Source organism: Mycobacterium sp. 23 (genome assembly GCF_048287075.1).
Lineage (GTDB): Bacteria > Actinomycetota > Actinomycetes > Mycobacteriales > Mycobacteriaceae > Mycobacterium > Mycobacterium gordonae_B.
Genome location: NZ_JBLVUX010000005.1, coordinates 4,998,806 through 5,019,509 on the forward strand (window position 1 = coordinate 4,998,806; position 20,704 = coordinate 5,019,509).

General features: G+C 67.9%; 17 protein-coding genes. 12 read left to right on the forward strand and 5 right to left on the reverse strand.

Annotation, left to right across the window (positions count from 1 at the left end; genetic code table 11):
- Together ACNQS7_RS24340 and ACNQS7_RS24345 are read right to left on the reverse strand one after the other, a co-directional pair.
- A complete protein-coding gene (locus ACNQS7_RS24340) occupies positions 1-1,623 on the reverse strand; it encodes a multicopper oxidase family protein (protein ID WP_418014547.1) in 1,623 nt (540 codons plus the stop codon).
- A 94-nt stretch (positions 1,624-1,717) separates the two neighbouring features.
- Positions 1,718-2,899 (reverse strand): serine hydrolase domain-containing protein, encoded by a 1,182-nt coding sequence (locus ACNQS7_RS24345; protein ID WP_418014548.1) that lies wholly within the window; start codon positions 2,897-2,899, stop codon positions 1,718-1,720.
- Positions 2,900-3,043: 144 nt separating this feature from the next.
- Here ACNQS7_RS24345 and ACNQS7_RS24350 point away from each other — a divergent pair, with 144 nt between their 5' ends.
- Both ACNQS7_RS24350 and ACNQS7_RS24355 read left to right on the forward strand, forming a co-directional pair.
- On the forward strand, positions 3,044-6,355 hold the full coding sequence (locus tag ACNQS7_RS24350; protein WP_418014550.1) for a LuxR C-terminal-related transcriptional regulator: 3,312 nt from the start codon (positions 3,044-3,046) through the stop codon (positions 6,353-6,355).
- A gap of 162 nt (positions 6,356-6,517) precedes the next feature.
- The gene (locus ACNQS7_RS24355) at positions 6,518-7,393 is read left to right on the forward strand and encodes a PPE family protein (protein ID WP_418014551.1); all 876 of its coding nucleotides are present in this window, start codon (positions 6,518-6,520) and stop codon (positions 7,391-7,393) included.
- 10 nt (positions 7,394-7,403) lie between these two features.
- Here ACNQS7_RS24355 and ACNQS7_RS24360 read toward each other — a convergent pair whose 3' ends face one another.
- The 3 genes from ACNQS7_RS24360 to ACNQS7_RS24370 all read right to left on the reverse strand — a co-directional run bounded on the left by ACNQS7_RS24360 (position 7,404) and on the right by ACNQS7_RS24370 (position 11,798).
- A complete protein-coding gene (locus tag ACNQS7_RS24360; RefSeq protein ID WP_418016128.1) occupies positions 7,404-8,126 on the reverse strand; it encodes an SDR family NAD(P)-dependent oxidoreductase in 723 nt (240 codons plus the stop codon).
- Positions 8,127-8,137: 11 nt separating this feature from the next.
- On the reverse strand, positions 8,138-8,908 hold the full coding sequence (locus ACNQS7_RS24365; protein WP_418014552.1) for an SDR family oxidoreductase: 771 nt from the start codon (positions 8,906-8,908) through the stop codon (positions 8,138-8,140).
- Between the two features lie 85 nt (positions 8,909-8,993).
- The gene (locus ACNQS7_RS24370; RefSeq protein ID WP_418014553.1) at positions 8,994-11,798 is read right to left on the reverse strand and encodes a helix-turn-helix transcriptional regulator; all 2,805 of its coding nucleotides are present in this window, start codon (positions 11,796-11,798) and stop codon (positions 8,994-8,996) included.
- Positions 11,799-11,883: 85 nt separating this feature from the next.
- Here ACNQS7_RS24370 and ACNQS7_RS24375 point away from each other — a divergent pair, with 85 nt between their 5' ends.
- From ACNQS7_RS24375 to ACNQS7_RS24420, 10 genes are all read left to right on the forward strand, one after another.
- The gene (locus ACNQS7_RS24375) at positions 11,884-12,693 is read left to right on the forward strand and encodes an SDR family NAD(P)-dependent oxidoreductase (RefSeq protein WP_418014554.1); all 810 of its coding nucleotides are present in this window, start codon (positions 11,884-11,886) and stop codon (positions 12,691-12,693) included.
- A gap of 221 nt (positions 12,694-12,914) precedes the next feature.
- Positions 12,915-13,733 carry an alpha/beta hydrolase gene (locus ACNQS7_RS24380; protein WP_418016129.1) on the forward strand — a complete coding sequence of 273 codons (819 nt, stop codon included), beginning with the start codon at positions 12,915-12,917 and terminating at the stop codon, positions 13,731-13,733.
- Between the two features lie 45 nt (positions 13,734-13,778).
- Entirely contained in the window at positions 13,779-14,603 is an 825-nt protein-coding gene (locus ACNQS7_RS24385; protein WP_055580519.1) for an SDR family NAD(P)-dependent oxidoreductase, read from the forward strand.
- 5 nt (positions 14,604-14,608) lie between these two features.
- On the forward strand, positions 14,609-15,019 hold the full coding sequence (locus ACNQS7_RS24390) for a hypothetical protein (RefSeq protein ID WP_418016130.1): 411 nt from the start codon (positions 14,609-14,611) through the stop codon (positions 15,017-15,019).
- Between the two features lie 46 nt (positions 15,020-15,065).
- Positions 15,066-15,728: a TetR/AcrR family transcriptional regulator gene (locus ACNQS7_RS24395; protein WP_418014555.1), complete on the forward strand. Its 663-nt coding sequence runs from the start codon at positions 15,066-15,068 to the stop codon at positions 15,726-15,728.
- Positions 15,725-15,919, forward strand: coding sequence for a ferredoxin (locus ACNQS7_RS24400; protein WP_418014556.1), 195 nt, complete (start codon positions 15,725-15,727; stop codon positions 15,917-15,919). Before ACNQS7_RS24395 ends, ACNQS7_RS24400 begins: the two co-directional genes overlap by 4 nt.
- A 75-nt stretch (positions 15,920-15,994) precedes the next feature.
- Positions 15,995-17,179 (forward strand): cytochrome P450, encoded by a 1,185-nt coding sequence (locus ACNQS7_RS24405; protein ID WP_418016131.1) that lies wholly within the window; start codon positions 15,995-15,997, stop codon positions 17,177-17,179.
- Positions 17,180-17,192: 13 nt separating this feature from the next.
- Positions 17,193-18,350, forward strand: coding sequence for an amidohydrolase family protein (locus tag ACNQS7_RS24410; protein WP_418014557.1), 1,158 nt, complete (start codon positions 17,193-17,195; stop codon positions 18,348-18,350).
- 71 nt (positions 18,351-18,421) lie between these two features.
- Positions 18,422-19,591, forward strand: a complete 1,170-nt coding sequence (locus ACNQS7_RS24415) for a M24 family metallopeptidase (RefSeq protein ID WP_418016132.1) — start codon at positions 18,422-18,424, stop codon at positions 19,589-19,591.
- Positions 19,581-20,699 carry a M24 family metallopeptidase gene (locus ACNQS7_RS24420; RefSeq protein ID WP_418014558.1) on the forward strand — a complete coding sequence of 373 codons (1,119 nt, stop codon included), beginning with the start codon at positions 19,581-19,583 and terminating at the stop codon, positions 20,697-20,699. Before ACNQS7_RS24415 ends, ACNQS7_RS24420 begins: the two co-directional genes overlap by 11 nt.
- Positions 20,700-20,704: the final 5 nt, after the last annotated feature.

Below are 20,704 nucleotides of genomic sequence, written 5' to 3' on the forward strand. Positions count from 1 at the left end.
TCAGAAGACGTAATCGATGCGCGTCTGCATGCCGGCTTCCTGGTGATAGGTGTTGTGGCAGTGCATCACCCACGTTCCCGGATTGTCGGCAACCAGGACGGCGCGTAGCTTCTGATTGGGTAGCACGATGACGGTGTCCTTGCGGGCGCCGAGGGTGCCGTCGGGTTTGATCACCTGAAAAGTGTGGCCGTGCAGGTGCATCGGGTGCCACATCATGGTGGTGTTGTCGAAGTTGAGGGAGGTGTGCTGGCCCTCGTGCACCTGCAGCGGTTTGGTTCTGCTGTACGGCTCGCCATTGATCGTCCAGTCGTATCTGGCCATCGAGCCGCCGAGCACGACGGGCAGGTCCAACCGCGGATCGGGGCGACCCAGATTGGCCGCGGTCACCGCGGTGAACATCTCGACGGTGCCCACCCGACGGGTGAGTTCGGCGGGCCGGAACTGCGGGTCGGGTGGGCTGCCTTTGCCGGTCACCAGCAACGCGCGGGCCACCGCGTTCTTGCCTTCGGCGGACGCGACCAGTGGGAACACGCCATCGGCGGCGGTCACTACCACGTCGTAGCGCTCAGCCATGCCCACCAGCAACGCGTCCACCTGTGTCGGGATGACCGGGAAGCCGTCGGTGTGGGTGACGGTCATCGAATGGCCGGCCAGGGCGACGCGGAACGCCGTGTCCGAGCCGGTGTTGATGATGCGAATACGGATCCGCTGACCGAGCTTGGCGTTGAAGGTGGTGGCGGCCTCGGGAATTCGCCCATTGATCAGGTAGTAGGGGTAGGCGATGTCGCCGGCGTCACCGCCGAGCAGGTCGCTCTTACCGACCTCGCCCATGCCTGGCATCCCCGGCATAACGGTGGTTGATGTGGGGGTACTGGATGACGACGGGCTGGAGCTCGGGGTTGTGCCGGTCGTCGTGGTGGTCGCGGTGGTAGGCGTGGTGGTCGTTGGTGTGGGTTGCGGCGCGGGCGGCTTGTTGATCAGCGCGTCGTAGAGCTGCTGCGGGGACTTGCCGACGCCATCCGTCCAATCATCAAGGACGACAATCCATTCGGTGTCATAGCGACCCAACTCGGTCGGGTCGTCGATGATGAAAGGCAGGTACAGGCCCTTGTCGCCGTCCAGCCCGGTATGCGGGTGCGCCCAGTAGGTGCCGGAGTTCGGTACCGAGAAGCGATACGTGAAATCCTGTCCCGCAGGGATATTGGGGGTCGCGGGCTCGGCGCCGTCCATATCGTTGCGCAGCGCGATGCCGTGCCAGTGGACGGAGGTGGGGTGGTCGAGCTTATTGGAGACGGAGACGACGACCTCGTCGCCCACGGCGGCTCGCAGCAGTGGTCCCGGAATGCTGTCGCCGTAGGCCAGCGTGTCGACGATCCGGCCGCCGATGTCGACCTTGGCGGGTTGCGGTGTCAGGCTGGCCGTCACGGTGCGGCCGCTGTGCGGGCGGGCGGCTTCTGCCGCATCGATGGCGGCGCTCATCGGCGAGTTTGACGTCTTCGATCGTCCGCATCCGGCCAGTGCGAATCCACCGGCGACGCCGCCGGCGATCCCGGCGGCGATGAAGCCCCGCCTGTTCAGGCGAATCGTGTCAAAGGGGTTACCGCTGGTCGGCTGTGCCGGCATCGACTGCTTCTCCTTTGCGTCGATTGATCGTAGAGAAGGCGCCTTCCACCATGCTCAGGTCGACGGCATAGCGCAACCCGTCCGCGGGCCGATCTCAACCGACGGCATCGTAGATCAGCCGGGTGTACTTCTGTGTTCGGTCGGATCCGGCCGACGTCACTTGCCCCATCTTGTTCATCACGTAGGAGAACGTCATCCGGCGATCCAGATCCATCACCACCATCGAGCCGCCCCAGCCGCCCCAATAACAGATCCTCCCGTCCGGGACATCAGGCACCGCTTCGCGTTTCGGCAGGGCGAAACCGATCCCCCAGCGGGCCGGCATGCCAAGTACCAGGTCGATGCCGTCGGCCTGCTCGGTGAATATCAGGTCGATGGTCTCCGGTTTGAGGAACTGGACCCCGTCCGCTCTGCCGCCCGACGAGATTGCCGACAATGCGCGTACCAGTGAGCGGGCGTTGCCGTGACCGTTGGCCGCTCCGATGTCCGCGCGCCGCCACGCCGTCGTCTGCGCGGTCAATGCGGCCTCGGCGTTGGGGGCGAGTATCCCGAAAGTCTTGCGCATCGGGTGGTCCTCGGGCACCGCGTCCAGCGGCACGTCCAGCGGCGGGGGCGGGATCAACTCGGCGATACGGCTGTCGTCTTCGGGAAGTGCGCCGATCTGGATGTCAGCGTTCAACGGACGCGCGATCTCCGCACGCACATAATCTTTCAATGTCATCCCGGTGACGCGCCGGACCAGCTCGCCGATCAGATGCCCGCTGTTCACCGCGTGATATCCGGAGGCGCTGCCGGGTTCCCACCACGGCGCCTGCGACGCGAGTTGCGTGGTGGACTTCTCCCAGTCGTAGACGTCGTCGATGGTGAACGGCAACTCCCAGCCCGAGACCCCCGACGTGTGGCTCAACACGTGACGCACCTCGATGCCGTGTTTTCCGTTCGCGGCGAACTCCGGCCAGTATCGGGCGACGGGGGCGTACGGGTCCAGGGCGCCCCGGTCGATGAGGAGCAGTGCGGCCAGGGCGGTGACATTCTTGGTGCTCGAAAAGACGTTGACGATGGTGTCTCTGTCCCATTGGCGGGTTCTCGCCTGGTCGGTGTAACCGCCCCAGATGTCCACGACCATCTCGCCGTCGATGTCGATCGCAATGGCCGCACCGAGTTCACCACCGGTGGTGATCTCGTCGGCGAATGCGACCGCGAGTTCGCCGAAGCGTTCGTCGTAGTGCCCCGCGATGACCGCGTCGACCGCGGTGTTGCAGATGTGTCGGGTCATGTGTTCCTCCTCGTTCGCCGGTGCCTCGACTATGCGGCGGGTGCCGGGCCGGGAGCATTGGTCGGATCGCGTAATTTGCGCGCGGCAGCGGTGGAGTGGATTTCTACGCACATCTGCTGATGTTGGGCGGCGCCGGGGCATCGCATGCTGGCTAGCATGGGTGAATCTGAGCCCCGCGCGGACGCGCCGGTGAACTGGAATGAGCTTGGCGTGAGCGAACTGCCTACCGGAACGGTGACGTTGCTGCTGGCAGACGTCGAGGGGTCCACCGGGCTGTGGCAGAACCAACCGGCCGAGATGAGCGAGGCGGTGGCGCGCCTCGATACGACCTTGTCGCGGCTGGTCGACGCGCACCACGGAGTACGTCCCGTTGAACAGGGCGAGGGTGACAGCTTCGTCATCGCGTTCGCCCGGGCCAGCGACGCGGCGGCATGTGCCCTGGCGTTGCAGCGCTCACCGCTGGCGCCGCTGCGGTTGCGGATCGGCCTGCACACCGGGGAGATTCAGCTGCGCGATGCGGCCAACTACATGGGGCCCACGATCAATCGGGCCGCGCGGGTACGGGATCTGGCACACGGCGGCCAGACGGTGCTGACGGTGGCTACCGAGCAGCTGGTGGTCGACAACCTGCCCCAGGGAGCCTGGCTGACCGACCTCGGCACCCACCAGCTGCGTGACATCGTCCGCCCCGAACGCATCATGCAGCTGTGCCATCCCGATTCGCGCGTGGAATTCCCGCCGCTCCGGTCCCCGAACAGTGCTGCGGCCCAGACTGTTCCGGTGCCACTGACCAGCTTCGTGGGCCGCGGATCCCAGATCGCGGAACTCGCCGGGATCCTCGGTGAACATCGCCTGGTCACCCTCACGGGCGCGGGTGGCGTCGGCAAGACCCGGCTGGCAATCCAACTGGCCAAGCACTACGGCAGCGGAAACGGGGAATTGGTCTACTACGTCGATCTCGCGCCGATCGCCGACCCCGACCTGGTGGAAGCCGCCGTTGCGCAAGCGTTGGGTCTGCACAGTCAGCCGGGCCGGTCGATCGTCGACGCCGTCGCCGCGCGCATCGCGGACCGGGAGGCCCTGGTCGTGCTCGACAATTGCGAGCACCTCCTTGAAGCCGCTGCGTCAGTTGCCGCCGCGCTGTTGGGGCGCTGTTCGAAGGTGCGGCTGGTGGCCACCAGCCGCGAACCGCTGCGCACCGCCGCGGAGGTGAACTGGCAGGTGCCCTCCCTGGCGTTGGCCGATGAAGCGATGGAATTGTTCTCCGACCGCGCCCGTTACGTCCGGGCGGACTTCGTCCTGGCCGACGGCAACGTCGAGGCGGTCGCCGAGATCTGCCGCCGCCTCGACGGAATGCCGCTGGCCATCGAGTTGGCCGCCGCGCGCATGCGTGCCCTGTCGGCGGCCGACATCCGCGACAGCCTGCACGACCGGTTCCAGCTGCTCACCGGCGGTGCGCATACCGCCGTCCGGCGCCAGCAGACCCTGCTCGCCTCGGTGGACTGGTCGCATTCCATGCTCACCGACACCGAAAGCGTGCTGTTCCGCCGGCTCGGGGTATTCGCCGGCGGCTTCGACCTCGACGCCGCCGTCGCGGTATGTGGTGGCGAGGGCGTACAGCGCTATCAAGTGCTGGACCAGTTGACGCTGCTGGTCGATAAATCACTGGTGCAGGCCGACAACATCGCCGAACGGGCGCGCTACCGGATGCTCGAGACCATCCGCGCCTACGCCGTGGAGAAGCTCAGCGAATCCGGTGAGGCCGACACTGTGCGCCGTCGGCACCGGGATCACTACACGGCACTGGCCGCCGAGCTGGATCGTCCGGCGCGCAACGACTTCCGGCGCAGCGTGGCCCGGGTCGAGGCGGACATCGACAACCTGCGCGCGGCCTTCGCCCACTGCTGTGACAGTGACGACCACGCGGCCGCCCTGGCGTTGGCGTCCTCGTTGCTGCCGGTGTGGCAGGGCCGGGGACGCCTGCGAGAAGGCTTGTCCTGGTTCGGTTCCGTGCTGACCGACAGCGACTTCCGCCCGGACGAGGTCGACCCGGCGATCTATGCCCGGGCAATTGCCGACCACGCGGTGCTGGACTCCTTCACCGCGGCCATCGACAGCGGGGGAATGGTGCAACGTGCCATCGCCACCGCGCGCGAACGCGGCGACCCTGCGTTGCTGGCCAGAACTCTGGCCGCGGCCGGCTGCATCGTCGGGCTCGACTTCGCTGCTGCAGCAACCTATTTTGCCGAGGCGATCGATTTGGCGCGCCAGACCGGCGATGACTGGCGACTCAGTCAGATCCTGGGTCGCCAGGCTTATCTCGCCGCCATGGCCGGCGACCCGGTCGCCGCCCGCGCCATCGGCGGTGAGGGTGCTGACCTCGCCGATGCACTGCACGACTGGTCGAATGCGCATACCTGCCGCTGGGCCATGGGCATGGCACAGATGTTTCGCGCCGATCTGGACGGGGCCATCGACACCTTCCGGCGCGTCCGCGCCGAATGCGAATCCGACAACGATGTCGTGGGCATGATGCTGTGTCTGGTCAGCCAGGGTTGTGCCCTGGTCTATCGGGGTGATGCCGACGCGGCCAAAAGTGTTGGCCGGGAGGCCATCACGACGGCAGCCGAGCTCGACGACATGCTGGAACGCACGGCCGAGACCGTGCTGGCCCTAGCGGCCGCGGGCGACGGGGACGAGGCCGCGGCGCGCCTGCTCGGCGCCAAGGTGTGGGAACTGCCCGAGGTGCAGCGGGGCACGGTGGCCGTCACCGCCGTCGCGCTGTGCGCCCACATCGACGGCGACCTAGACAGGGCGCAGCAACTGGCCGACGAGGCCGTGGCCACCATGGCGGGCTGGCATCAGCTGTTCGCTCTGAGCATTCGGGCGTACATCGCGGCGGATCGTGGCGATCGCGAGCAGGCGCGGCGCGACGCCCGGCAGGCCCTCTCGATCGCGGCAGACAAGCAGTGTCGTCTCGCGGTGCCCGCGACCTTGGAGCTTCTCGCCCGGCTGGCCGTCGACGCCGGTAGCCATGCCGAAGCGGCCCGCCTCCTGGGCGCGGCGGACGCCATGCGTGCCCGAGCGGGCGAATGCCGGTTCCCGGTCTACCAGGACGGCTATCCCGCATTGCTCACAACGTGTCGTAATCAACTGGGGGAGAACGATTTTGAGACGGCGTGGGCCGACGGTGCGGCCCTGTCGGCAGACGAGGTCATCGGTTATGCGCTGCGTGGACATGGTGAGCGTAAGCGGCCCGCGACGGGTTGGGCGTCACTGACTCCCGCGGAACTCGACGTGGCCCGACTGGTCAGCGCGGGACTGACGAACAAGGACATCGCCGAACGGCTGTTCGTCTCGCCCCGCACCGTGCAGGCGCACCTGACGCACATGTACACCAAGCTCGGCTTCACCTCACGCGTCCAGTTGGCGCAGCACGCAGTGCGTCAGGCCTGAGGGCGTCGGAGTCGCGGGCGAGTCACGCCGGCCTCCACCGCTTCGGGCTAACATTGACCTAACCTGAGGTTAACGAAAGATGAACAGAAGGCGCGGCTAAGTAACCGGCGAACCGCATGATGAGCGGTGCGGCCGGCCGGTGAGCCGCTCGGAGGTGATGGAATGGATTTCGCGGAGGTCCCGCCGGAAGTCAATTCCGCGCGAATGTACGACGGTCCACGATCCCGGTCGATGCTGGAGGCGGCCAACGCCTGGGAGCGGTTGGCCGACGAACTCTACGGCACGGTTGCCTCCTACCGCGCCACCATCGCCGCGTTGAACGCCGAGGGTTGGCAGGGCTCTGCCTCCGAGGCGATGACGACCGCCACCGCGCCTTATCTGCGCTGGCTGAACCGCACCGCGGCGAAGGCCGGTCAGATCGCCGCGCAGGCCAGAGCGGCGGCGGGCGCATTCGAGGACGCGTTCGCCGTTACCGTTCCTCCCCAGGCGATCGCGTCTAACCGCGCCCGGCTGTCCGCCCTGGCCGCCACCAACCCGACCGGTCACGACACGCCGGAGATCGCGGCCCTGGAAGCCGAATACGGCGAGATGTGGGCGCAGGACGCGACTGCGATGTACCGGTACGCCGCGGCGTCGTCGACCGCCGCCACCTTGCCGTCGCTGGAGCCCCCCATGCTCGGCTACAACATGCCGGCGCTGATGGGCGCCGACGACGACAGCGGCACGCCGGAGATGCTGGCGCCCGCGATGCCGGCCATACCCCAGGCGCTGCGAAGCCTGGCCCGGCCGGTGCGTTCGGCGGCCGCGAGCTCCGTGATCGCCCGGTTGCTGCGGCATTGCGGGTTCAGCTCGCCGGTGCGCGCGTTCGCCTCGGCGATCAGTTCGCCCACCAGCATGACCTCATCCGGCAGACCGATCGCCGCGGCCACGCAGGCGCGGATGACCGCGGCGACCGGTCGGGGCGTGGTGGTGGGCAGGTTGGTGGTGCCGCCCGGCTGGGGCGGCGTCGCGATCGGCGCTGTGCGGGCCATCGCCTGATCGCAGCGGGTCACACCGCTGCGCCACCGCCATCCACGTGCAGTGTCGAGCCGGTGATGAAGCTGGCCCGCGGTGAGCTCAGGAACAGCACGGCCTCGGCGATCTCGGCCGCGTAGGCGGTGCGGCCCAGCGGGAGCCCCTTGCCCAGTTCCTCGTTGACGTCGCCCCATTCGGCGGCGACGCCGGGGGTGCGGGTGGGGCCGGGTGCCACGCTGTTCACCCGTACCCCGCCCGGTCCGAACTCCGCCGCCCAGGTCCGCGTCAGGGACTCCAGCGCGGCCTTGGAAGCGCTGTAACCGGACGCGCCCGGGATGCCTTTGAAGGCGGCCATCGTGGTGATGTTGACGATGCTGCCCCGGCCGCGCTGCAGCATGCCCGGCACCAGGCCCGCGACCAGGAAATAGGCGCCGCGGACGTTGGTGTCGAACATCGTCTCGAAGGTCTCCGGGTCCTGGTCGACCGTCAGCGCCGACGGGAAGCTGGCGGCGTTGTTGACGACGATGTCGACCTGCCCGCACTGCTCCACCAGCGCACTCACCGACTCTGCGTCGGCCATATCGACCTGGACGAACCGCGCGTTGCCGCCGATGGCCTCCACCGCCCGCTCGCCCCGGGCGCGGTCGCGGCCCGAGATGACGACCGTGGCGCCTTCGCTGGCCAGCAGCCGCGCCGACTCCAGCCCGATGCCGGCCGTTCCGCCGGTGACCACCGCCGTGTGGTCGATCAGCTCCATCGACATGCCCGTCAGCGCGCGGGGCTGGTCAGGTGAGCCGGTGCCCACTCGCTGAAGCGGGTCTCGTAGATGATCACCTCTTCGCCCTCCACCGGAACGATGCTGCGGTCGTCAAGCTCAGCGCCGAAGTACGTGGCCGACGGATCGGTGACCACCTCGCGCGAGTCGCCGTGCGCGGCCAACGCGAGCCGGGCCAGGTCGTCCATGCCGAACTTGTCCGGCCCGGCGATATTGATGATCCGGTTGAGTGGATCGCCGACCGACGCACGGGTGACGGCCGTTGCGACGTCCCGCGCTGCGATCGGCTGGATGGCCGCCTCGTGCGAGAGGCGCACCGTGTTGCCCTCGGTCGCCGAATCGGCGATGCCCAACGCGAATTCGAAGAACTGGGTGGCCCGCACGATCGAATACGGTGCGCCGGATTCGGCGATCAGCTTCTCCTGGGCTGCCTTGGCCCGTATGTAACCACTTGCCGGCACCCGGTCGGTGCCGACGATCGAGAGCGCGACGTGGTGCTTGACGCCGGCGGCCCGTTCCGCATCCAGCAGATTGCGGGTCGAGGTGGTGAAGAAATTTATGACGTCGTCGTCGGTCCATGAGGGCGCGTTGGACACGTCCACCACCACGTCGACGCCCGTCATCGCCTCGGCGAGGCCCTCGCCGGTCACGCTGTTGACCCCGGAACTCGGCGAGGCCGGTACGGCCTCGTGCCCCAGCTCGGTGAGGTTGGCGACCACCTGTGATCCGATAAGCCCGGTGCCACCGATAACCAAAATCTTCATTGCCCCGCCTTTCAAGACTTCCGATGAACTCGCGAACTCAGCATGGCCCGGCCAGGGGGACCGTCGAGCCCTTGAAAGTCCGTAGTCAGTCCCGTAGGGAATCCGTAGCGGTGGTGCGCAGTTGCCGGCGCGACTTGATGCCGAGCTTGGCGAACACCTTGCGCAGGTGCCACTCCACAGTGTGGGTACTGATGAACAACTGCGCGGCAATCTCGGGGTTGGTCAACCCGTCACCGGCCAGCTTGGCGATCTGCGCTTCTTGAGCGGTCAGCTCACCGGCAGGCGCGCTCGAGCGCTTGCTCACCTTCTGCCCGGTGACCAGCAGCTCGCGGCGAGCCCGCTCGGCGAAGGCCTGGGCGCCCATCCGGGTGAACATCGCGTGGGCGGTGTGCAGCTGAGCGCGGGCATCCACGCGGCGGTTGCAGCGGCGCAACCATTCGCCGTAGACGAGATGCGCACGGGCCAGTTGCACCGCGATCCGGGTGTTGCCCAGGCGCTCCAGGGCTTCCCGGTAGCGGATCTCGGCTCTCCTGTCGTCGGCCAGCAGCGCCTGCGACCGGGCCAGAACCCCTCTCGCCCAATCGGTTCCGCTGTCCAGCGCGCGCTCCTCCAGTTGGGCGAGCGCGTCCCGCGCCGCACCGAGTTCACCACATCGCACCGCGGCTTCGATGAGCTCGATCAGGCTCCAGCCGAACAGGCCCAGGTCCTCGTCCGCACACGCATCGCGCGCGGCGCCGAAGGCCTCTTCGTAGCGGCCCAAACCGTTGTAGAGCACGGCGAGGGCGAAGTTCGTCAGGCCCACCACCCGCCCTTCGCCGCGGGCGACGCCGTCGTGCCGCGCCGACTCGATCAGGCTCACGGCTTCGGACTCGGTGCCCCGCAGGGCCGCCAGCAACACCGAGTGATACTTGACCGGCGCATAGCCGGTCGCGGATGTGATGGCGTCGGCTTCCTCGATCAGCGCGGTGGCTGCCGCGAACTCGCCGGCCTGGACGTGTACACCGGCGCGATAGACCAGGGCCAGCGGCAGGACGGCCAGTGCGCCGGCGTCGCGAGCGAGTCGCACCGCGCGGGTGGCCAGTCGGTGCCAGACATCGTCGTCCCAAAGTTCATGAGCGGCCGACTCCTGCACGATCGGGAACGCCTGCCAGAACCAGCGCATCACGTCGCCGTCGGCGCGCTCGGCCTCGGAACTGATCAGGGCAAGCGCTTCGCGCAGCGTGCTCAGACTCGCGGCGTGACCGTCGGTGGCACGGATTGCTATGCCGTCCAGCAGCCGGTCGACCGGTCGTACCGGATCCGGCCCCGGTGGCGCCGCGCGGGCCGCAGCGGCCGTCATCCGGATACCGCCGTGCGGGCACAGCCGTCCGCCGAACAGCGCCGCTCCCAGCGCCTCCAGGTAGGTTTCGCGCGACTGTGCGACGTCGAGGCCGGCGAGTTGGCGTGCGGCGTCCAGCAGGCCGATGGCGGAATCAGACACCGTCGGGGCGTCGGCGTCGCCACTGCGGCTACGGGCGAACGCGATCTGAGCCCGCAACCGGGTGAGGCAGGCGCGCTGCAAATCGTCGAGTGACGCGGCCGACTCCGCGATGATCAGCAGCTCGTCGGCGGCGTCGAACGCCGCGGTGTCGCGCTTGGCCTGGGCGGCGGCCAGCGCCCGGGCCGCGCGCCGGACCGGGTCGGAGGTCAGTTGGGTCGCTCGCTCCAGGAACGCCGCCGCGGCCGCAATTCCGCCTCTGGCCTGCGCGCGCTCGGCGGACAGTTCCAACTGGGCCGCGACACTCTCGTCGGGACCTGTCGCCGCGATCGCCAGGTGCCAGGCGCGACGGTCCGGATCGGCCGCACCGTCGGTGGCCTCGGCCAGCGCCCGATGGGCTCGCCGGCGCTCCATCAAGCCTGCCGCGCGATAGGCCGCCGAACGCACCAGTGGGTGCCGGAAGCGCACCGTGGTCCCCACGTCGATGAGTCCGGCCGCCTCGGCGCCCGCGGCCGCGTCGTGCGGCAGGCCCAACAGGTCGGCGGCCCGCCGCAACAGCGCCGCGTCCCCGACCGGTTCGGCCGCGGCGATGAGCAGCAATTGCTGGGTGTGTTCCGACAACCGTTCGATGCGGCGCAGGAAGGTGTGCTCGATCTGCCCGGCCAGCGGCCGCGCATCCGGCGGCCCGAAACCGCCCGCCAGCTCCTCGGTCGTCAATCCTTTGGGTAGTTCGAGCAAAGCCAGGGGATTGCCGCGGGTTTCCGCGACGATGCGGTCGCGCACCTGGTTGTCCAACCGCCCCAGGACGGCCGAGTCCAGCAACGCACGCGCGTCGCCGGAATTGAGTCCCTGCAACGTCAGTTCGGGTAGGCCGGTCAGTTCGTCGTTGCCGAGCCCGTCGCGGATGGCGAACACCAGGCACACCGGTTCGGCGACCAGGCGGCGGGCGACGAACGCCAGGGTCTGGGCCGAAACGCGGTCGATCCACTGCGCGTCGTCCACCAGGAACAGCAGCGGTTTGGCGCGGGAGGCGCTGCCGATCAGGTTCAGCACCGCGAGGCCGACCAGGAAGCGGTCCGGGGCGGGACCCGCGCTGTGTCCCAGGGCGACCGCCAGCGCGTCGCGTTGCGGTGCGGGCAGCTCGTCAAGGCAGTCCAGGTACGGCATGCAGAGCTGATGCAGCGCTGCGAAGGCGAGCTCCATCTCCGACTCCACGCCCGACACCCGGGCCGTCCGGAAACCGTGCGCGCACTCGGCAACGAACTCGAGCAAGGCTGTCTTGCCGATGCCGGCCTCGCCGCGCAGGGCGAGCACTTGACTCTCGCCCGATCGGGCACGGACCGTCAGCCGTTCCAGGGCCGTGCATTCCGCGCGCCGCCCCCGTAAACGCAGTGCCTGAACAGTGTTGATCACCTGGAGGTTGACCTTACCGACACCGGGCCGGATTGGTTTAAATCAACTGCTTGACTTAATCGGGCCGTCCCGATTAACTCGACGGGTGGTCAACGAATTGCTGGGCCGGGTCGCGATCGTCACCGGCGCGGCCTCCGGCCTCGGGCGCGGGATGGCCCAGCGGTTCGCCGCCGAGGGCGCGCGCCTGGTCATTGCCGACGTCGACGTCGAGGGCGGGCAGGCGCTGGCCGCGACTCTGGGGGACGACGTGGTCTTCGTCCGCACCGACGTGTCCGATCCCGGCCAGGTCGGGGCGCTGGTGGCGGCGACGGTGGCGCAGTTCGGTGATCTGCACGTCATGGTGAACAACGCCGGCGTATCGGGAACGCTGCGCCGTCTGCTCGACGATGACTTGTCCGACTTCCACCGCGTCATGGCCGTGAACGTCCTCGGGGTGATGGCCGGTACCCGAGATGCCGCGCGGCACATGGCAACCCGCGACGGCGGCTCCATCATCAACCTGACCTCGATCGGCGGCATCCAGGCCGGCGGCGGTGTGATGACATACCGGGCATCCAAGGCCGCGGTCATCCAGTTCACCAAATCCGCCGCAATCGAGTTGGCGCAGCACGGGATTCGCGTCAACGCCATTGCGCCGGGCAACATCCCGACGCCTATCCTGGCCTCCTCGGCGGAGAATCTCGCTCCTGAGGAACTGGAGCGATTCGAGACCAGGATCCGCCAGGGGATGCGGGACGACCGGCCGTTGAAACGGGAGGGCACGCCCGACGACGTCGCTGAGGCGGCCCTGTACTTCGCCACCGACCGGTCGCGCTATGTCACTGGCACGGTGCTTCCCGTGGACGGGGGAACCGTCGCGGGCAAGGTGAATCGGCCGCGACGGCAGTCGTCCTGACGTTCACGCCGAACGTGAACTCACGGCGGCTTTTTGGCGTTTTTATCGCCCTCAGTTCACGTTCGGCGGAGAGCGGGCGCCCACGCACGGCACGGTAGAGTCTGACGCCGGGGATTGATGAGGGGAGGAATGAATCGTTGTCGCTGCTGTCGAATCAAGTCATCGCTGACGCGTTGGCGCGCGTCTTCGCAACTGTCGTGCGCCCGGCGCCGAAGGTGGCCGTGCGCTTTCCGGAAATCGCCGGCCGCGTCACCCGGGTTCGCGTCCCCACCCGGTACGGCGATGCCGCCGCGGACGTCTACCACCCGCCGGAAGGGACGGCGCGACCACCGGTCTACGTCAACGTGCACGGCGGCGGGTTCGTCGTCGGTCACCCCGAGCAAGACGACCCGTGGTGCCGGTATCTGGCCGCCAACACCGGCGCGGTGGTGGTCAACGTCAGTTACGTCGTGGCTCCCGGGCACCGCTTTCCTGCTGCGCCACAACAGATCTTCGACGTGGTGTGCTGGGCGGCGGACCCCGCGCGGGAGTGGGACGGGACCCGGCTGTGTGTGGGCGGCCAGAGCGCGGGCGGCAACCTCAGCGCCGCCGCCGCCCGGCTCGCGCTGGAGAACCACGGCCCCCGGATCGCATTGCAGGTGCTGCATTACGCACCGCTCGACCTGGTGACGCCCACCGCGGCCAAGCCCTCGACGATCGGACGCCGAGCGATCATGAAGCCGTGGATGGGCGAGGTCTTCGACACCGCTTACATCCCCGATCCCGCGCAGCGGCGCGACCGCCTGGCGTCGCCGGCCTGGGGCGACAACGCCGACGGGATCGCGGGCATCGCGCCCGCACTGGTGATCACGGCCGAACACGACCGGCTTCGCGGCGAAGCCCGCAGGTATGCCGACAAGCTGCAGGCCGTCGGGGCGCTGGCCGAATATTACGAGGTGCCCGGCGTCGACCACGGCTACAACATCATGAGCGACGCCACCGACGTCACGCGCGACAGTTATGCCCGGATTGCCGCGCGCGTCGTACGGGCCACCAGTTGATCGGTGCATCGCCGTGCGGTGTACTCGATGATCGGGAGGTCTGCCATGGACGGGTTCGCCGGCAAGGTCGCAGTCGTCACCGGAGCGGGTTCGGGCATCGGCAGGGCGCTGGCGGTGGAACTGGCCCGCTCCGGCGCGCGGTTGGCGATCAGTGATGTCGACGTCGAAGGCCTCGAGCAGACCGGGGAGCTCATCCGGCGGATGGGTGCCCCGGTGCGTGTAGACCGGCTCGACGTCACCGAACGCGAGGCATTCCTCGCCTATGCGGACACGGTCAACGCGCACTTCGGAATCGTGCACCAGATCTACAACATCGCGGGCATCGCCTTCCTCGGCGACGTCGAGGTCAGCCAGTTCAAGGACATCGAAAGGGTGATGGACGTCGACTATTGGGGTGTGGTCAACGGAACGAAAGCTTTTCTGCCGCATCTGATCGCGTCCGGCGACGGCCACGTCGTCAACATGTCCAGCATGTTCGGCCTGTTCGGCGTCCCGGGTCAGGCGGCCTACACCTCCGCGAAATTCGCGGTGCGCGGTTTCACCGAGGCGCTGCGCCAGGAGATGGCGGTTGCCGGCCATCCGGTCGCGGTGACGGTCGTGCACCCCGGATACGTCAAGACCGCGATCGCGGCCAACGCCGGACATGTGGAAGGCCTCGACAAAGAAGCCGGCGTGCGGGTCTTCGAGAAGGTCGCCATCACCAGCGCGCAGCGGGCCGCGCGGATCATCCTCAAGGCGGTGCGGAAGAAGAAGGCGCGGGTGGTGGTGGGGCCGGACGCCAAGGCCTACGAATTGCTGGTACGGCTGGCTCCGGCGGGCTACCAGCGCATCCTGGGGCCCATGACGGCGCGCTTCCAATCCGGACGCTAGTGAATATCCGGACCATCGCCCGTCTGGTGCTCGGCGCCTTCCTGATCTTTGCGGGCGTCGCCCACCTGAGTTTCGCCCGCACCGAGTTCTACGCGCAGGTGCCGGGGTGGCTGCCCGTGAACGCCGATTTCGTCGTGATCGCCTCCGGCCTGGTGGAAATCGCTCTCGGCCTGAGCCTGCTGGTGCTCACCCGCTGGCGGACAACAGTGGGATGGATCGTGGCCGTGTTCTTCGTCCTGGTCTTTCCCGGGAATATCGCCCAATTCGCCTCGCACGCCGACGCTTTCGGCCTCAACTCCGATCTGGCCCGCGGCGTCCGCCTGTTGTTCCAGCCGCTGCTGGTGATCTGGGCGCTCTGGTGCACGGGGGCGTGGGCCGCATACCGGGGGCGGAACGGCCGATGCCACCGAGATTAAATCAATCGCTTGACTTAATGACGACCGGCGCGGTTGACTGGGTGGTATGACCACAGTCGGGCGGGCTGTTCGTGGCGAGCGGGCCAGCTTCACGCAAGAGGCCATCCTCGTCGCAGCCGAGCGGTTGTTCGCCGAACACGGGGTGTTCGCGGTGTCCAACCGACAGGTCAGCGAGGCCGCCGGGCAGGGCAATAACGCCGCGGTCGGCTATCACTTCGGCACCAAGGCCGACCTGGTCCGTGCCATCGAGGAGAAGCACCGCGGACCCGTCGAGGCGTTGCGCGAGCAGATGGTGGCCGCCTTGCCCGAGTCGGCCGGGATGCGGGACTGGGTCGCCTGCCTGGTATGCCCGCTCACCGAACATCTGGAGGATCTGGGCAACCCGACCTGGTACGCCCGGTTCGCCGCGCAGGCGATGACCGACCCGGCGTATCACAACATCGTGGTCAAGGACGCGCTCAGCTCGTCGTCTCTGGTCCAGGTCATCGACGGCATCAACAGCTGCCTCCCGGAATTGCCGGTGGCCGTCCGATTCGAGCGAAACATCATGGCGCGCAATCTGTTGATGCATACCTGCGCGGATCTGGAACGTGCCCTGGCCGAAGGTACCTCGATGCCGCGCCCGTCCTGGCGGGCCGCCGCAACCGGCCTGATCGACGCCATCGTCGGTTTGTGGCTGGCGCCTGTCACTGCGGAGTCGGCTCCATGAAAGTTCGCGTCGACCAGGATGTGTGCGCGTCCTCGGGCAACTGTGTGATGAACGCCCCGGAAGTCTTCGATCAACGCGACGAGGACGGCGTCGTCGTGTTGCTCAATCCGAACCCGTCTGCCGACCAGGCCGAGGCCACCCGCAAAGCCGCGGCGTTCTGCCCGGCTCTGGCCATCCACATTGAGGAGTGAGCCGTGTCCGAGACCTCCCCGGCGTCCAAGGCGAGTGCCAGCACGGAATCGGTTGCCGGCATTCCCGAGTATCCGATGCCGCGTGCGTCCGGTTGCCCGTTCGCGCCACCGCCGGGAGTGATGGCGCTGGCCGAAGCCAGGCCGCTGTCCAGGGTGCGGATCTGGGACGGCAGCACGCCGTGGCTCATCACCGGTTATGAGCAGTGCCGCGAACTATTTTCGGATGCCCGGGTCAGCGTCGACGACCGGCAGCCAGGTTTCCCGCACTGGAACGCCGGGATGTTGACGACGGTGCACAAGCGCCCGCGGTCGGTATTCACCGCCGACGGCGAGGAGCACACCCGGTTTCGGCGAATGTTGTCCAAGCCGTTCACCTTTCGTCGGGTAGAGGGACTGCGGCCGGCCATTCAGCAGATCACCGATGAGCACATCGACGCGATGCTGGCCGGGCCCACCCCGGCCGACATCGTCAGTGCCCTGGCGCTGCCGGTGCCGTCACTGGTGATCAGTCAGCTGCTCGGCGTCCCGTACGAGGATGCCGAAATGTTCCAGCACCACGCCAATGTCGGGCTGGCGAGGTACGCATCCGGCGAAGACACCGTCAAAGGTGCGATGACCCTGCACAAGTACCTGGCTCAGCTGGTGGAAGCCAAGATGGAGACCCCGGCCGAGGATGCGGTTTCCGACCTGGCCGAGCGGGTCAAGGACGGTGAGCTCAGCGTGAAGGAGGCAGCCCAGCTGGCTACCGGCCTGCTGATCGCCGGGCACGAGACCACCGCCAACATGCTCGGTCTCGGAGTGCTTGCGCTCCTGGAAAACCCGGACCAACTGCCGGCCATCCGCGACGCCGACGACCCCAAGATCGTCGCCAATGCCGTTGAGGAGCTGCTGCGTTATCTCAGCATCATCCAGAACGGTCAGCGGCGGGTCGCGGTCGAGGACATCCCGATCGCGGGCGAGGTGATCCGCGCGGGTGACGGCATCATCATCGACCTGGCCCCGGCGAACTGGGACGCCGACGCCTTCACCGATCCCGAGCGGCTGTATCTGCACCGCTCCGGCGCCGACCGCAACGTCGCCTTCGGCTACGGCCGGCACCAGTGTGTCGGCCAGCAGCTGGCCCGCGCCGAGATGCAGATCGTCTTCCGCACGCTGTTCCGGCGCATCCCGACACTGCAACTGGCGTCCGGGATCGAGGACATTCCGTTCAAACACGACCGCCTGGCCTACGGCGTCTACGAACTTCCGGTCACCTGGTAACGAAAGGTCAATGATGACGAGCACCCTGTACCCGCCGAAAGGCTTTGGCGCGCCCAAGGATCGCAAAGGCCACGCCATCGGCAGCAACGTGGGCCTGCCCGCCGGGACCGAGGTGTTCTCGGCCGACAACCACATCTCACTGGCGGCCGACATTTTCTACGAACGCTTCCCCGAGGAGCTCAAGGACAAGGCGCCCCGCATCTGGTACGAGGAGGGCGCGTATCAGGTCGGCCGCAAGGGACAGTCCTTTCTGCCCGGCGACTTCAGCGCCGTGCTGATGCAGTACGACGACCTGCCCGGCGCGGCCAGCACCAATATCGAGGCCAGGATCCAGGAACTGCGTGAGGACGGCGTCGACAAAGAACTCGCCTTCCCCAACGCGGTATTGGCGTTATTCCACTACCCGGACAAGAAACTTCGCGAACTCACCTTCCGCATCTACAACGAGTACATCGCCGAACTGCAGGAGCGCTCGGGCGGCCGCTTCTACGGCGCCGGCCTGATCAACTGGTGGGACCCCGAGGGCACCCGTAGGACGCTGGCCGAACTGAAATCCCTTGGACTGAAGACATTTCTGATGCCGCTGAATCCGGGGAAGGACGACGACGGCAACCCGATCGACTACTCCTGCACGTCCATGAGTGCCGTCTGGGACGAGATCGAGGCCGCCGGCCTTCCTGTGACGCACCACATCGGGGAGACTCCGCCGAAGAGCCCGTGCGAGTTCAACAGCGTCGTCGTCGGGATGATGATCAACATCGACGGCTTCCGGGAGACGTTCTCCAAATACATCTTCGGCGGCATCCTCGATCAGCACCCGGCTCTGCGGATCGGCTGGTTCGAGGGCGGAATCGCTTGGGTGCCGTGGGCCCTGCAGGACGCCGAACATCTGGTGGCGTCCTACCAGCACATGTTCAACCGACCCCTGGAACACGATGTCCGCTACTACTGGGACACCCATATGAGCGCCTCGTTCATGGTCGACCCGCTCGGCCTGGAACTGATCGACCGGATCGGGGTCGACAAGGTGATGTGGTCGTCGGACTACCCGCACAACGAGAGCACGTACGGATATTCCGAGAAATCACTCGCGGCCGTCGTCGAAGCCGTCGGCCCGGACAACGCTGCCCGGATCGTCAGCGGCAACATCACCGAATTCCTTGGGCTGTGACCGTTTTGGGGACCACATTCGCGCCGCAGGGCAGCGGTCTGGCGATACCGGAGACGCCTGACCTGTCCCGGATGCGCCGCGAGACCGGGGCGCGGCTGCGCTCGGCGATGGTCGAGCGTGGTGTCGACGCCCTGGTGCTGCTCGGCAACAACGCGGTGGTCTATGCCACCGGCACCAGTTGGCCGCTGGGCGACGCCGGCCTGTCCTACGTGGAGCGCCCGGTGGCAGTGGTGCTGGCCGACGACGAGTGGCCGCACCTGTTCCTGCCGTTCCGCGAGGGTGCGGCGCAGGAGTCGGAGCTGCCGGCCGATCACCTGCACGGCCCGGTCTACCTCGAATTCGACGAAGGCGTAGCCGATTTCGCGCGGACGCTGGCCGGCCTGGTACCCGGCGGGGCCACGGTCGCGGCCGACGAACTGACCGGAGCGATGTCGCGCGCCCGCGACGTGTTGTTCCCCAGTGGTTTTCCCGTCGACGCAGCCGCGGTGATCAGTGCGGCCAAGGTCGTCAAGACTGCGGACGAGCTGGCCTGCATCCGCACCGCGGTCCGCATCACCGACGAAGCGATGATCGAGGTGCAGCAAGCGCTGGCCCCCGGTATCCGCCAGATCGACTTGTCGGCACGTTTTGTGCGCCGTGCCTTCGAGCTTGGGGCGATGACCAGCATGCTCGAGCCGATCTGGCAGGTGATGCCACACAGCAGAGCCGAGGGCGTCTGGACCACCCACGGAGATCTGGCGCTGCCACTGTTGAGCACCGAACGCGAGTTGGCGAAGGGCGACGTGCTGTGGACCGACGTCAGCATCACCTACGCGGGCTATTGCTCCGACTTCGGCCGAACCTGGATCGTCGGACAGGACCCGTCGCCGCGCCAGCAGGAGCAGTTCCACAGATGGCGTTCGATCATGGACGCCGTGCTGGGCGTCGCCCGTGCCGGAGCCACCGCCGCGGATCTGGGCCGGGCAGCGACCGAGGCCAACGGGGGTACCCGTCCGTGGCTGCCGCACTTCTATCTTGGTCACGGCATCGGGGTCAATGCGGCCGAAATGCCGATGATCGGAACGGATCTGGGCGCGGAGTTCGACGAGAACTTCGTGTTACGGCCGGGCATGGTGCTGGTGCTGGAACCCGTGGTGTGGGAGGACGGCACCGGCGGCTACCGCAGTGAAGAGGTTTTGGTGATCACCGAGGAGGGCTCGATTCGATTGACCGACTACCCCTATGACCCCTATGCCGACTGAAGTCCTGCCCGATGCGCAGGCGCTGCGCCTGGGGCGCCGGGAACGCGCGCTGGCCCAGATGGCGGTCCACGACCTGGACGTGCTGGTGCTGGGCCGACAGGCCAACGTCCGCTATGTCACCGGCGCACCACAACTCTGGGTGGCCGGAACACGGCCGTTCGGGCCCACCTGCGTGCTGGTGCGCCAGACCGGTGCCGTGCATCTGCTCAGTACCTGGGACGAGGGCATCCCCGAGGACATCCCGCGGGAGAACCTCTACGGCATCTCCTGGAATCCGGTGAACACCATCGCGGCGCTGAGCCGCATCGAGGGAGCAGCCACCGCCCGGCGGGTCGGAACCGATGCGCTGTCACCGGTTTTCGCTCAGCTGCTGCCGACCGCCTTTCCCAGGGCCGAACTGGTCGACGGTGAGCTCGCCATGCGCGCGTCGCGGCGGGTCAAGACCGACGACGAGATCGCCGCGCTGCGGGAATCCATCGCGGTGGCCGAAACCGGCCTGACCGCCGCCGTCGCGGAACTGCGGCCCGGCGTCCGGGAACAGGAACTGGCCGGGGTATTGCTGGAGGCGGTGGCCGCCGGTGGGGTGAGCACACCCTCGAATCAGGATGTGGCCTGGGCGACGTCGCGCGAGCATCCCTGGCGGCGCGCCGCGGGCGACGGTCGCGTGCAGTCGGGTGACCTGGTGGCGATGTCCTCCGGCGTCTTGGCCGGCGGCTACATCGGCGAAGTGGGACGCACCTGGCCGGTCGGTGAAGTCGCCGGTGCCGCCGGACTGTTCGGACGCTGGGATCGGCTGTGGGACATGCTCATTGCTGTGTGCCGGCCGGGTGCGGGAGCGGGTGAGCTGCTGGCCGCCTATGCCGCCGCGGGTGAGCCCGCGCCGCCGATGCCGGTAGCGCGCGGTCTGGGCATGGGCTTCGACCCGCCGGTGGTCTCGGCGCGACTGCCGCACACTGCGGAGCAGGAGCGGCTCGAGCCCGGCATGGTGCTGGCGGTCACCGGCTACGTTTGGCAGCAGGGTGTCGGCGCGGTGTTCGGGCGCGAGGCGGTGGTGATCACGGCTGACGGTCCAGAGGTGTTGACCGCGAGCCCATTTTGGCGGGTCTAGGCCGG

Bases quoted from the DNA above. Each gene is read 5' to 3' on its own strand.
- ACNQS7_RS24340 (WP_418014547.1), bottom strand. From the start codon at position 1,623: ATGCCGGCACAGCCGACCAGCGGTAACCCCTTTGACACGATTCGCCTG.
- ACNQS7_RS24345 (WP_418014548.1), bottom strand. From the start codon at position 2,899: ATGACCCGACACATCTGCAACACCGCGGTCGACGCGGTCATCGCGGGG.
- ACNQS7_RS24350 (WP_418014550.1), top strand. From the start codon at position 3,044: ATGCTGGCTAGCATGGGTGAATCTGAGCCCCGCGCGGACGCGCCGGTG.
- ACNQS7_RS24355 (WP_418014551.1), top strand. From the start codon at position 6,518: ATGGATTTCGCGGAGGTCCCGCCGGAAGTCAATTCCGCGCGAATGTAC.
- ACNQS7_RS24360 (WP_418016128.1), bottom strand. From the start codon at position 8,126: ATGGAGCTGATCGACCACACGGCGGTGGTCACCGGCGGAACGGCCGGC.
- ACNQS7_RS24365 (WP_418014552.1), bottom strand. From the start codon at position 8,908: ATGAAGATTTTGGTTATCGGTGGCACCGGGCTTATCGGATCACAGGTG.
- ACNQS7_RS24385 (WP_055580519.1), top strand. From the start codon at position 13,779: ATGGACGGGTTCGCCGGCAAGGTCGCAGTCGTCACCGGAGCGGGTTCG.
- ACNQS7_RS24395 (WP_418014555.1), top strand. From the start codon at position 15,066: ATGACCACAGTCGGGCGGGCTGTTCGTGGCGAGCGGGCCAGCTTCACG.
- ACNQS7_RS24400 (WP_418014556.1), top strand. From the start codon at position 15,725: ATGAAAGTTCGCGTCGACCAGGATGTGTGCGCGTCCTCGGGCAACTGT.
- ACNQS7_RS24405 (WP_418016131.1), top strand. From the start codon at position 15,995: ATGCCGCGTGCGTCCGGTTGCCCGTTCGCGCCACCGCCGGGAGTGATG.
- ACNQS7_RS24410 (WP_418014557.1), top strand. From the start codon at position 17,193: ATGACGAGCACCCTGTACCCGCCGAAAGGCTTTGGCGCGCCCAAGGAT.
- ACNQS7_RS24415 (WP_418016132.1), top strand. From the start codon at position 18,422: ATGCGCCGCGAGACCGGGGCGCGGCTGCGCTCGGCGATGGTCGAGCGT.
- ACNQS7_RS24420 (WP_418014558.1), top strand. From the start codon at position 19,581: ATGCCGACTGAAGTCCTGCCCGATGCGCAGGCGCTGCGCCTGGGGCGC.